Below are 12,214 nucleotides of genomic sequence, written 5' to 3'. Positions count from 1 at the left end.
CCCCCAATCGTCCACGATGACGCTGAAACAGCGTCCACGATCAGACTGAAACGCCGTCCACGATCACGCTGAAATCCCGTCCACGATCAGCCTGAAATGCCGTCCACGATGGGCTGAAATACGCAGTGAAGCGAACTCTTGACCTCAAGAAGCCGCCGCAATTGAGCGCCGAGCAGAAGGCGCGGCTGGATGCCGTGGCTGCCATGCCCGATGAGCAGATCGACTACAGCGACGCGCCCTATCTGGCGGATGCTGTCTGGATGAAAACAGCGGAGCAGTTGCCGCACACCAAGAAGCAAATCACGCTGCGCATCGATGCCGAAGTGTTGGCGTTCTTCAAGCACGCCGGCCCCCGGTATCAATCGCGCATGAATGCCGTCTTGCGCTCTTACGTCGAGGCGCACAAGTCCAAGTCGCACACACGCTGACTGGATGTTGGGGTCAGGATCATCTCGGAGCTGCCGTTCACCTTGTAGCGCAAGATCGTTTCTTCGCGAACGCCGGGCACCGCCAGGGGACTGGGAGGCTCATGAGAAAACGCAGGGCCGCCACAAGTTTTCTCATCCCCCTCGGGGGCCTGACGCGAACGCGGCAGGTCTGGGGGGCGCTCCCAAGGAAACGCAGGGCCGCCCCAAGTTTCCTTGTCCCCCACGGGGGGGGGCGGGTCGGCGAGCCGACCCTGGGGGCGCTCAAGAACACGCCGTTGCTCTGTTGCAAGTGGCCCCTGAGAGTGAGCGCCCCAGATCCCGTCGGGAATTACTTGCGCGCCTGAATCAGCAAACGGCCTCGGGTAGTCACGACTGGCGGCGCACCGATCTTTACGAAGACAGCGAAAACTGAAATGCACATTGCCTTGGAATCACCCCACCCGCTGATTGTCCCTTGGGTATCTTCATCATGACGAACCCCATTACCGTACTGGTCACCGGCGCGTCGGGTTTCACCGGCCGCCATATGGTTGATTTTCTCCAGGCGCGCGGGCATCGCGTGGCGGGCCTTGCGTGCGACCTCACCGACCCCGCCGCGGTGCGCGAGGCGGTGCTGCAGGCGCAGCCCGACCATGTGGTACATCTTGCGGCTCTGTCTTTCGTGGGGCACGGCAATGCCGAAGAGTTCTACCGCGTGAATGTGCTGGGCACGCTCAATCTGCTGGAGGCGCTGGCCGCCCTGCCCCGTCCGCCGCAGCGGGTGCTGGTGGCCAGTTCGGCCAATGTGTACGGCACGCCGGGGGTGGAGGTCATCGATGAATCCATCTGCCCGGCGCCGGTCAACCACTATGCGTGCAGCAAGCTGGCGATGGAGCACATGGTGCGCACCTTTGGCGAGCGCCTGCCCATCGTGCTCACCCGCCCGTTCAATTACACGGGTGTGGGGCAGGACGAAAAATTTCTCATTCCCAAGATCGTGTCGCATTTCCGCCGGCGCGCGCCCTTCATCGAGCTGGGCAACCTGGATGTGAGCCGCGATTTTTCCGATGTGCGCGACGTGGTGACGATCTACGCGCACCTGCTGCTGGAGGCCGGCACGGAAGTCTGCGGCCAGACTTTCAATGTCTGCTCAGGGCAGGCCCATTCGCTGCGCGAGGTGCTGGCCCTGACCGAACAACTCAGCGGCCACCGCCTGGAAGTGCGCGTCAACCCGGCTTTCGTTCGCGCCAATGAAGTGCCGCGACTGCTGGGCTCGGGGGAAAAGCTGCGTCGATATACCGGCTTTTCCCCCCGGATTCCGCTGGCGCAGATGCTGGAATGGATGTTGGGGTCAGGTCTAGCTTTGTAGCAAATGCATCTGTTTTAAACCCGCAGGCCAACCCCAATGTCGAGTTCAGCGGGATGGGCTGCTGCCGCGCGGCAGCAGTTCATCTCCTGCGGCTGGCGTGGCATCCGGGCTTGCCTCCAGCCAGGCGTCGAACGCAGTCAGATTGCCCCGACTGCGCCGTTGCGCGAAGTAATCGCCCGTCTTGAGCGCCGACACCTTTTCTGCAATGGCGGTCACAAAAAACTGATTCATCGATACATGCTCGTCGAGCGCCACCTTCTTGGCGTATTCCATGAGTGAATCGGGCACACGCAAGGCATAGTTGGCCATCAGGCTTTCTCCAGTTGAAGGGTTTGCAAAAAGACGCCGGGCGTGAGGATCGGAAGACCGAACCGGCGTGCAGGCGAATAGTCACGCTCATTGAGCGTGATCAGCGCATCGGCCCGTCCATTGAGCGCTGTTTCCAATACCATCTCATCGGCGACATCACGAAGCTGCGGTCGCCAGAGGAAGAACAATTCCACTGGCTCGGCCAGCAGACAGAACGCATCCAGGAAAGCCGCGGTCATTTCAGCCGTCCTCTTGCTCGCAGCAAGCTGCTCCGGGCGCGAAAGTACGGCCTCGTATTCAAGCACCAGGGGCACCGATGCCAACGCCAACAATTGGCCTTCACGCATCGCACGGAGTACAGCGAACGATGCCCCAAGACGACTGCGCGATGCAGCGACCAAGACGTTGGTGTCGAGCACAACCCGCTTTTTCATATCTCCTATGATATAAGAAACAGGATCTAGTGCAGTGGGGTCAGATGCAGTGGGGTCAGATGGGGTCAGGTCTAGCTTCGTAGCATCAGTTCGTCACGCGCAAGATTACGGATGCGGTGGCGTGGCGGGCTTTAGGGGGATGACCGCTCATGCCGCCCTCACCCCAACCCTCTCCCGGAGGGAGAGGGGGTTTCTGTTTCAGCGCTTCCTTCGCAACCCGAGAACTGTTGAATAGAAAAGCCTCGATGCAACCACAAAATTCTTCTAACACAAGCCCCTTGTCTGCAGACGATGCGATGCTTCCCAGCGGGCCTACTGAGCCGACCCTCGCAGTGCTGATGGACATGCGCCCGGCGCTGGATGGCTTTTACGGCATTCCGCAGGAAACCCGGCTGCTGTTTGCGGCGCTGGCGGCCTTGCCGGATTTGCGCATCTCGGGTTTGCTGCAAATGTCCACCCGGCAGGTCAAGGGCGGGGTGGCCGAGGGTGCCGCGCTGAGCGATGCCGAGCGCATTCACCGTTATGCCAAGACCGTGGTGTCGCTCAAGGGTCAAGGCGCCGCCGACTGGAAGATGGGCGTGGCCGACTGGATCGGCGCGCTGCTGCACAAGTGGGGTTTGCGCTGGGCCGCTTGGACGGGACAGAGCACGCTTCGCCTGAAGACATTTGAAACCCGCGCGTTTCACGATTTCGTCTGGCAGCAGTTGTTCGCCCGCAGTGTGCCGCCTGCGGAGCGCGAGCGGGTATTGCGCAGCGATTACCGGGTGTGCGCTTCGCCCTGGCGGTGGATGCATTTGATGGGCATCGAGCGCGCCTGGCTGCTTGGCAAGTCGCGCTATCCGCGCATCGACACTCGGGGGGTGAATGTGTTGATCGCGCAGACGCCCTACCCTGGCCGGATCAGCCCGGGCACGGCGCTGGTGATCCATTACCACGATGCCATTCCGGTGCTGATGCCGCACACCATTTCCGACCGCGCCTTTCACGAGGCCAGCCACTTTCAGGCGCTGGCGGCCAATGTGCGCGACGGGGCGTGGTTCGTCTGCGTGTCGGAGGCCACAAGGCGCGATTTGCTCGGCCTGTTTCCCGAGGCCGAGGCGCGCGCGGTCACCATCCACAATATGTTGCCCTCGCACTATCACCCGGCTCACCCGGAGCCCGAGCGCGTGCCGGGCATCGTGCGGCGTCATCTGCACGATGAGTTTCGACCCAAGGGCAGCAGCGCCAAGAATGATCGCAGCGTCTATAAGCTCGCCAAGGTGTTTTCAAACGAGGCAGATCAGACGGCCTTTTATGCGCAGGCCTTTGGCGGCGGTTCGCGTTTTGTGCTGATGGTCTCCACCGTCGAGCCGCGCAAGAATCACCTGCGCCTGATCGAGGCCTGGGAGGTGCTGCGCGACCGCATCGACCCCGACCTCAAGTTGGTACTGGTGGGGCATATCGGTTGGGATCACAAAGGGGTGCTGGACGCTTGCCGGCCCTGGATCGAACAGGGCGGGCTGTTCATGCTGCACAGCGTGCCCTCGGATTCGATGCGCATTTTGTATCAGCAGGCGACGGTGACGGTGTGCCCCAGCGTGGGCGAGGGCTTCGACTTTTCGGGCGCGGAAGCCATGCGCTGCGGCGGCGTGGTGGCCGCCTCCGACATTGCGGTGCACCGCGAGGTGTACGGCGATGCGGCGGTGTATTTCGACCCTTACGACACGCAGTCTGTGGTGCAGGCCCTGCAAAGCCTCATGTACGCCGAAGACGCGGCAACACGCACCGAAGCGCTGCGCGCCGCCGGGCTGGAACAAAGCGCTCGCTACCTGCCTGAGCGCATCGTGCCGCAGTGGGAGGGGTTTTTGCGGGGGCTGGCGGGAAATGGCACAACCAAGGTGTGAATCTCTTTGCCGCGGCCTGCCAGGGGCGAAATCACGGCAGTGGAATCTCTATTGCTCAAGAGAAAATGGGTATCATTTGAATGTCGTCCATTTTCAATTGATACCATGCAACTTGTGACCGCAGACCAGATCGCCAGGGTCATGGGATTGACGCAAGCGCCTCGATCCATGGCAGACCTTGAAGACATGGTGGCCAAGGGGCTTCCCAAATCGGCGCTGAAGGCCAGCGTGGATCATCTGGAACAAAGCCCAGCCGAGCGCCGCGCCTTGCTGTACAAAATCATCCCCGAGGCGACTTACAAGCGCCGCAGGGAACGGCTGACGCCAGAGGAATCGCAGCGAGCCGAGCGTTTGGCGCGCACCTACGCGACCGCACGGCATGTCTGGAATTCCGATGAGGATGCGTTGACTTTCCTTCACACCCGGAACCGCTCGCTCCAGGGTCGAACTCCGCTGGAGGTGTCGATGAGCGAGCTCGGCGCCCGCCGCGTCGAACAATTGCTCTGGCATATTTTCTACGGCCTGGGCGCCTGATGCGAATATTCCGAATCGCCGACGCACGTTTCCCGATCTGGGATGCAACCGGCGCCAGCCTCTTTGGTGGGCGTTGGAATAGCCCAGGCGGCGCGGTCATCTACGGCTCATTGAGCGAATCGTGCGCGATACTGGAACGGTTGGTGCACGTCGGCGGAGTGGGCCATTTGCCCGGTTCACAGCGACTCGTCATCGCGACCGTTCCTCAATCAGTGACGGTCGAGCAATGCGACGCCGCAACGCTTCCGTCCGGCTGGGACAACGATGAAAGCCCTTCGGCCCGAGCCTTTGGAGATCGATGGTTGGCTGAGCGTCGCAGTGCGGTGCTGATCGTGCCGTCTGTGATCGCAACCAGCGACTTCAATGCTCTGGTCAACCCCAACCATCCCGACGCCCGGTTCATCGAGGTCGCAGACCCCACCGAATTCAAGTTTGACCCACGACTCGCCCGGTAAGCGCGTCACACAAGGCGTACCGGGTCAACGAGAAGAAAACCTCCCATGATGCAACTCATCGACATTTGCAAAAGCTACCCCATCCATCACGGCCGCAGCCAGCGGATGGTGCTCGATCACATCAATTTCACGGTCAAGCCCGGCGAAAAGTGGGGCATCATGGGGCGCAACGGGGCGGGCAAGTCCACGCTGATCCGCGTGATGAGCGGCTCCGACCGGCCGCAGAGCGGCGCCGTGCGCAAGACCATGTCGATCTCCTGGCCGCTGGCGTTTGGCGATGCCTTTCAGGGCAGCCTCACCGGCAAGGACAACACCCGGCTGATTTCGCGGGTGTACGGGGTGGACTATCACAGGACGCTGGACATGGTGGAGAGTTTCGCCGAGCTGGGCGCGTATCTGGGCGAGCCGGTGAAGAACTATTCCTCGGGCATGCGCGCACGCCTGGCTTTCGCCATTTCGATGGCCATCGAGTTCGATTGTTTTTTGATCGACGAGGCCATGTCGGTCGGCGACCACCGCTTTGCGGTGAAGTGCGACCAGGAACTGTTCGAAAAGCGCGGCGACCGCGCGATGGTCATCGTCGCGCACCAGACCGACCTCATCCGCAACCACTGCGACCATGCCGCTGTGCTGGAGCAAGGTCGCCTCACCGTCTATGACAGCGTGGACGCCGCGATTCACGCTTACGAGAGTCTTTGATTGAACGGTTCGGCTCGCCTTTGCACCCAGGGCGTGAACCTGGTCGATGACGTGTTGCTCATCGACGTCACCCGCCTGGCGGCGCGGCTGCTCGAAGGCAGGCATCCCACGGGGGTCGATCGCGTCAGCCTGGCTTATATCGATCATTTCCGCTTGCGCGCTCTCGCGGTGGTGCGGCACTGGGGGCGGTGGATGCAGCTCTCGCGGAGTGCATCGCAGCGGGTGTTCGCCGCGCTCTTGGGCGAAGACCCGCAGTCGGCATCGACGCTGCGCCGCTGCGTGGCCACAGCCTATGTGCTGCGCTGGGGACTGACGCCCGGCGCGCTGTTGTTCAACACCGGGCACAGTGGCCTGGACGACCCACGGTATGCGCAGCGGCTGCGGCGCCACGGCGTGCGCCCCATTTACTTCTTGCACGACCTCATTCCCCTCTCCCACCCCGAATACTGCCGCGCGGGCGAAGTCGACAAGCATCGCCGCAGGCTGCAGACCATGCTGCGCACGGGGCATGGGGTGATCGCCAACTCGCAGGCCACTCTGGACGATTTGCTCGCCCATGCTCAGGCCGAGGGCTTGTCTCTGCCCGCCCGGGTGGTGGCCCATCTGGGGGTTTCGCGTCTTCCGGCGCCGCAGCAGCAGCGACCGCTGCAGTCGCCCTACTTCGTGGCGCTGGGCACCATCGAGGCGCGAAAGAACCATCTGTTGCTGCTGCATGTGTGGCGGGAGATGGTGGATCGTCTGGGCGCCACGCCGAAGCTGGTCATCATCGGACAACGGGGCTGGGAGTGCGAACAGGTGGTCGATCTGCTCGAACGCTGCGACGCGCTGCGCGCCGTGGTGCGGGAAGTGCCTCATTGTGACGATGCGCAGTTGGCGACCTGGCTGCATCATGCGCAGGCGCTGCTGTTCCCGTCTTTTGCCGAGGGCTATGGCTTGCCGCTGATCGAGGCGCTGGCTGCGGGCGTGCCGGTGATCGCCAGCGATTTGCCCGCCTTCCGCGAAGTGGCGGGCGATCTGCCGGTGTATCTCGACCCGATCGACGGGCTGGGCTGGCTCGATGCGATCATGGCTTTTGCCGACCCGAAGCATCCTGCAAGAACCCGGCAATTGGCGCGCCTGCAAGGCTACGCTCCGCCCACCTGGGCGCAGCATTTCGAGCGGATCGATGCCTGGCTGGAGGGCCTCAATCCGCCAGCCGCCCCCCGTGACGGCCGACAATGAGCCTGTCCGTGTCTCCCACATCGGCAGGTCTTGCCGCGTCCGCCTGGGATGCGTCGCATCGTCTGCAAAACCTGCCACAAGTGCTGCACGTGGTGGCGTTCCCACGCTGGAAATGGCCGGTGATCCGGCAGTGCTTTGCGGGGCGCACGCTGCGTTTCGTCAGTGCGCAGAACCTGCCGCCGGATGCGCGCTGCCTGGTGCTTTGGGGCAGAGCCGCCGTGCCGCCGGGCGCCGCCGCCGATGCCCGGATTCTGCGGGTAGAAGATGGTTTTCTGCGCTCGGTCGGCCTGGGTGCGGAGTTGGTCAAGCCGCTGTCGTGGGTGGTCGATACGCGCGGCATCTATTACGACGCCGCTCAAGAATCCGATCTGGAATGGCTGCTGGGACACGCCGAGTTTTCGCCGGCCCTGCTCGCCCGCGGCCGCGCGCTGCGCGAGCGCATCATCGCCTGCGGCCTGACCAAGTACAACGTCGGCGGGCAAACCTGGCAAAGGCCGGTGCAGGCCAAAACCGTGATTCTGGTGCCGGGGCAGGTGGAAAGCGATGCCTCCATCGCCTATGGCACAGGCGGCGTCAAGCGCAATATGGATTTGCTGCGGCAGGTACGCCAAGACCATCCCGGCGCTTATGTGCTCTACAAGCCGCACCCCGACGTGGCCGCGCGGCTGCGCAAGACCGGGGTCGATGAACAACGGGCTCTGGACTGGTGCGATGCGGTGGTGACCGATGTGCCCATGAACGCGCTGCTCGACGCAGTGGATGCGGTGCATGTGCTGACCTCGCTCGCGGGCTTCGAGGCGCTGCTGCGCGGCAAGGCCGTCACCTGCCACGGCCAGCCGTTTTACTCGGGCTGGGGGCTCACGGTGGATCGCCTGCCGCATCCGCGACGCCAGCGCCGCCTGCAACTCGATGAACTGGTGGCTGCCACGCTGATTCTCTATCCACTCTACTTGCGCCGCGACGGCCGGTCGCTGACCACCCCGGAGCAGGCGCTCGACGAACTCGCCGCGTGGAAGGCGCGCAACGGTGGGACGCCGCCGTGGTGGATCGAGATTTACCGCTTTTTTCTGCGGCGTTTCATCGGGGTTCGATAACCGCCAAAGGCTTGCCCACACGGTCCTCGATGAGCCGCTGCGCGGCCTCTTGGGCGGCCAGGCGGATGCCTTCGGGTTCAAAAAACACGCCGCGAATCTGCACCGTGCCCGCAAGCGCCTTGAGATAGTCGGCCACCAGTGCGGCATCGGGCGCCGCGGCATTCGTCCAGAAGCTGTCGAGGCCGTGCTGATGGGTCAGCCCCGGCACATCGAAAACGGCCTGCCCCAAAACGATCAGCGGCGTGCCCAGATGCAGCGCCCGCATGCCCGTCGTGCTGTTGACGGTGACGATGCCTTGCGAACGGGAAATCAGAGTATCGAGATGCCCGCCGCGAAAATAGTGCACCCGGTCTTGCACGCCCCAGCGTTTGGCTTCCTTGAGCAGCACGCGCTCCCAGTTCTTCAGCGCGGGGTCCCAGGGGTGTTCCTTGAGCACCAGCAGGGTGTGCGCGGGCGCGTGCTGGGCAAACGAGGCGACGACATGCGCGATCGAGTGGGCAATGCCGTCGAACGGAGAATAGGCGACGATCTGGAAATCGAAATCGAGTTGCAGCGGAAACAGGAAATAGGGCTGACGAGACTCGAAAAGATCGTTCACGGCCTGCCCGATCCGCTGTTTGTGCAGGCGATTGGTGAGCAGACGCCAACCGCTGGCCGGGGTATAGATCAGGGTGTGTGGCCTGCGGTCGCTGCGCCGATAGAAGGGAAACAGCCAGCCCATGAACAGATTGGAGAGGTTGTGCAGCAGATCGCCCCGCGCCATGTGGAAGGCGCTGTCGGCAAAGCGCGGGGTCCAGTCGATCTCGGGCAGACAGGCGGCCATTGCGCGGATGGCTTCGGGATCGCGCGGGAACAGCGATCCGCCGCTCATGCCGTTGCGCTCGAAGGTGATCCAGTCGGGCCGGAGGTAGCCGAAATCGTTGACCACCACCTGGATGCCTGCCGCCAAGGCCAGATCGACGGCCTGACGGTGATAGCGGCGGTTTTCGCCCAGAAGCATCAGATGCGTCACGCCCTGCTCGGCAAAAAAACGGGCGATGAAGGCGGGCCACCGACTGCGACGCCCACGATAGGCCACGGCGTCTTGGCCATGCCAGAACAGCCAGTCGCCGGTGCACAGGTTGATGCGCGTCACGCGCCATCCCGCCGCCTTCAAATGCTGCGCAATCTGCCGGTAAAACGGCGAAGGCATGCCTTGGAGAAAAACGATGTGCGGCGCAGGCCGCGACTCGCGCGCCGACAGGCTCAACATGCCCTCACTTGCCGCAAGCCTCTTGGAACCAGCGCGCCGACTCGGCCATGCCCTGGCGGTAAGCGATACGCCCGAGCGGGCATCCCGCCGCGGCGAGTTTCGCCGCGCTGTGCCCACAGCTTCGCCCGAAGATTTTGACGATCAGCGGGTGCAGCAGCGGCTCCTGACGGATGCCGAGCAAGCGGTAGGGCAGCGCCAGGGCCGCGGCTGCCACTGCCGCCACGGGGTAAGGCAGGTCGATGATCCAGCCCCGGCCATCGATGCTTGTGCGCAAATCGTCGAGAAACTGCCGCCAGGTGATCGGCTGTGGATCGTTCACATTGAACACCTCGTTCTTCGCCTGCGGAGCAAGCCCGGCCCACAGCAGGGCGTCGATCAGGTTGTCCACATAGAGGAAGCCGGCATCGACCTGCCCGCCGGAAACCCGCAGCATCAGCCCGTTTCGAAGTTCACGCCCCACCCGCAAGGTGAACGGACTGCCCGGCCCCATGACATTCGCGGGTCGCAGAATGGTGTAGGGCAGGTGCAGCATCAAAGCCAACTCGCGCAGGAGCAACTCGCCACGCAGCTTGCTGTCGCCATAGCCGAAACCGGGCATTCGCGGCGCGCAGCCTTCGTCGCATGGCGTCTTGGGAAAGCCGTACACGTCCACAGTGGAAACATGCACCAAGCGCTCGATCCGGCCCGCATGCGGCGTCAGAGCGTGAAGCAGATTGCGCAAGCCTTCGACATTGACCGCCTCATAGTCTTGCCGCCGCCCCCAAGTCTGCACATTGGCGGCGCAATGAAACACCCAGCGCACTTCGCGCGCCGCTTCGATCAGCGAGTCGGGACGGGTCAGATCGCCTTGGCAAACCTGCACGCGGCCACGCCAGGCCTCAGGCAGGCGGGCCGTGTCGCGCACCAGCACCTTGACCCGCGCGCCCTGCTGCAGCAAGCGCGCGACGAGATGCCCGCCGATGAACCCGGTGCCCCCCGTCACCAGCATGGGCTGTCCCTCGTAGTTCTGCCCGTTCATGCCTGCCGCCCTTCCTGCTCGGCCGCCTTGAACACCTGGCGCGGGCTGGGTTGAGGCACTTTGTTGAGCAAGGCGTAGCCCAGGCCGACAAAGGGGTTGATCAGCCCCCAGGATGCCCGGATGGCCAGATTGATCGGCACGACCTCCGCCCCGAGGTCCTGTTTGATGGGATACGTGGTCAGGCCCATTTCCAGACGCCTGGCGCCGAGTTCGATAGCCGTTTCGACCACGGTTTCGGCGACGTAAATGTAGAGACTGTCGTTCTCGGCGACTTCCCGGCCGACATAAAGCCAGCGCAGCATGTCGCCATCCCTGAGCAACAAGGCGTGCCCGACCAGTGCATCGCCCTTGTAGAACAACAAGACCTTGGTCAGACTCCCCATATAGACGGGCAGCTCGCGGTAAAAGCCGGGTGTGAGCACTTCGCGCTGAAACTCGCTGGCATGGGTGTGCACCTCCAGCCATTGCGCGCAAAGCGTGTCGGCCAGCGGCGCGAAATCGTCCACCAGCTCGTGGCGCACACCGGCCTGCAGATTGCGCTTGAGGTGCTTGTTGAGCTTGCTGCGGAAATAGCTCCGCATCGACGCGCGGTACTCCTGCGGCGTGCGCCAGCGGATCTCCATATACGTGTTGGGCAGGCTGTCGGTCCAGTGGTAGCCCAGGCGGCGAAACGGCTCGCGCAGCGCCTGCGCGTTGGGTTCGAAATCGCGCACGACGATGATCAGGCAGCGCTCGCGTTTGGCGAGGCGGCGAAAATCGCGGTTGAGCGCCTCGATGACGGCTTCGTCGGAAACCGAAGCCGACCGAATGTAGGGCGGGCTGCTGATGGTGATGGGCGTGCCGCATTCGAGCATCTTCCACTTCAGAAAATGGGGCAGCACCTTGCGCACGCCACCCAGCAGACGACGCACCAGAGGCGGCGCGAAGATGGCGATGTCCGTCGTCACGGTATAAACCGCGGCAATGACCACCGGATCGCCCTCCTCGTAGCCGACGATGTAGCGATAGATGAAGTCGTTCATCCCGGATCGCTCGATGAGCTCCCAGAAAGCCCGCGACATCGCCACGGAGCCCTGCTGGCAAAGACGATCCCAATCCTTGGGCGGAATGGCGCTCAGAGAATCAAAGACGGTGGTTTTCAAGCAGGCATCCAGGATGTGTGCGGGACGGTATTTGTCTGATTTTTGGAACCGCCGATGGCGCCGTCGGCTCGCACATCCTAGTGCAGTGTTTGACGCTATCCGGAACATCAAATGGCGCCTTTGCCGCAGGGCGGCGTTGCCAATCCGCGCGATACCTGCGGGTATCGCTGGGGTCGGCGCCATGATGCTGGAGCAGAACGACGAGTGGTCGCTCAATCGCCGGTCCATGCAGCTTGAAGGCCTGCAGTCGCTCGGCGATACTGCCTCCACTCGGCTGTCCGCTGTGGCACGCAAAGTGCCGTGTCGCTCAGCCTGTCCGGGCTGTGGATCTACACCACGTCGCGGGACGCGACCCTTGCGCCCCCGCTTGACGGGATTGCCGCGAGGATGGCAATGC

General features: G+C 63.3%; 13 protein-coding genes. 8 read left to right on the top strand and 5 right to left on the bottom strand.

Going from position 1 to position 12,214, the window contains the following annotated elements:
- The first annotated feature begins 125 nt into the window (after positions 1-125).
- Together RBR52_RS14370 and RBR52_RS14365 are read left to right on the top strand one after the other, a co-directional pair.
- Complete coding sequence (locus RBR52_RS14370; RefSeq protein ID WP_320377968.1) at positions 126-428, top strand: BrnA antitoxin family protein; 303 nt, start codon at positions 126-128, stop codon at positions 426-428.
- A gap of 469 nt (positions 429-897) precedes the next feature.
- Positions 898-1,776, top strand: a complete 879-nt coding sequence (locus tag RBR52_RS14365; protein WP_320377967.1) for a GDP-mannose 4,6-dehydratase — start codon at positions 898-900, stop codon at positions 1,774-1,776.
- A 45-nt stretch (positions 1,777-1,821) separates the two neighbouring features.
- Here the strand turns inward: RBR52_RS14365 and RBR52_RS14360 are convergent, their stop codons facing one another.
- Positions 1,822-2,085 (bottom strand): hypothetical protein, encoded by a 264-nt coding sequence (locus RBR52_RS14360; RefSeq protein WP_320377966.1) that lies wholly within the window; start codon positions 2,083-2,085, stop codon positions 1,822-1,824.
- Positions 2,085-2,519: a putative toxin-antitoxin system toxin component, PIN family gene (locus RBR52_RS14355; protein ID WP_320377965.1), complete on the bottom strand. Its 435-nt coding sequence runs from the start codon at positions 2,517-2,519 to the stop codon at positions 2,085-2,087. Before RBR52_RS14355 ends, RBR52_RS14360 begins: the two co-directional genes overlap by 1 nt.
- 278 nt (positions 2,520-2,797) lie before the next feature.
- Here RBR52_RS14355 and RBR52_RS14350 point away from each other — a divergent pair, with 278 nt between their 5' ends.
- The 6 genes from RBR52_RS14350 to RBR52_RS14325 all read left to right on the top strand — a co-directional run bounded on the left by RBR52_RS14350 (position 2,798) and on the right by RBR52_RS14325 (position 8,405).
- Entirely contained in the window at positions 2,798-4,402 is a 1,605-nt protein-coding gene (locus tag RBR52_RS14350; RefSeq protein WP_320377964.1) for a glycosyltransferase family 1 protein, read from the top strand.
- Positions 4,403-4,507: 105 nt separating this feature from the next.
- Entirely contained in the window at positions 4,508-4,936 is a 429-nt protein-coding gene (locus RBR52_RS14345; protein WP_320377963.1) for an antitoxin Xre/MbcA/ParS toxin-binding domain-containing protein, read from the top strand.
- Positions 4,936-5,391 (top strand): RES family NAD+ phosphorylase, encoded by a 456-nt coding sequence (locus tag RBR52_RS14340; RefSeq protein ID WP_320377962.1) that lies wholly within the window; start codon positions 4,936-4,938, stop codon positions 5,389-5,391. Before RBR52_RS14345 ends, RBR52_RS14340 begins: the two co-directional genes overlap by 1 nt.
- A gap of 45 nt (positions 5,392-5,436) precedes the next feature.
- A complete protein-coding gene (locus RBR52_RS14335) occupies positions 5,437-6,090 on the top strand; it encodes an ABC transporter ATP-binding protein (RefSeq protein ID WP_320377961.1) in 654 nt (217 codons plus the stop codon).
- A gap of 33 nt (positions 6,091-6,123) precedes the next feature.
- Positions 6,124-7,311 (top strand): glycosyltransferase family 1 protein, encoded by a 1,188-nt coding sequence (locus RBR52_RS14330; RefSeq protein ID WP_320377960.1) that lies wholly within the window; start codon positions 6,124-6,126, stop codon positions 7,309-7,311.
- Between the two features lie 8 nt (positions 7,312-7,319).
- The gene (locus RBR52_RS14325; protein ID WP_320377959.1) at positions 7,320-8,405 is read left to right on the top strand and encodes a beta-3-deoxy-D-manno-oct-2-ulosonic acid transferase; all 1,086 of its coding nucleotides are present in this window, start codon (positions 7,320-7,322) and stop codon (positions 8,403-8,405) included.
- Here the strand turns inward: RBR52_RS14325 and RBR52_RS14320 are convergent.
- From RBR52_RS14320 to RBR52_RS14310, 3 genes are read right to left on the bottom strand one after another with little or no spacing between them, the layout of a single operon-like run.
- Positions 8,389-9,657: a capsular biosynthesis protein gene (locus tag RBR52_RS14320; protein WP_320377958.1), complete on the bottom strand. Its 1,269-nt coding sequence runs from the start codon at positions 9,655-9,657 to the stop codon at positions 8,389-8,391. The genes RBR52_RS14325 and RBR52_RS14320 overlap by 17 nt on opposite strands.
- Positions 9,658-9,661: 4 nt before the next feature.
- The gene (locus RBR52_RS14315) at positions 9,662-10,675 is read right to left on the bottom strand and encodes an NAD(P)-dependent oxidoreductase (RefSeq protein ID WP_320377957.1); all 1,014 of its coding nucleotides are present in this window, start codon (positions 10,673-10,675) and stop codon (positions 9,662-9,664) included.
- Entirely contained in the window at positions 10,672-11,817 is a 1,146-nt protein-coding gene (locus RBR52_RS14310) for a GNAT family N-acetyltransferase (protein ID WP_320377956.1), read from the bottom strand. The genes RBR52_RS14315 and RBR52_RS14310 overlap by 4 nt, the downstream gene beginning before the upstream one ends.
- Positions 11,818-12,214: the final 397 nt, after the last annotated feature.

This window comes from Thiomonas sp. (assembly GCF_034007205.1).
Classification (GTDB): domain Bacteria; phylum Pseudomonadota; class Gammaproteobacteria; order Burkholderiales; family Burkholderiaceae_C; genus Thiomonas.
Note: the sequence above shows the minus strand (reverse complement) of the source record. Positions and strands in the feature narration are given on the sequence as shown.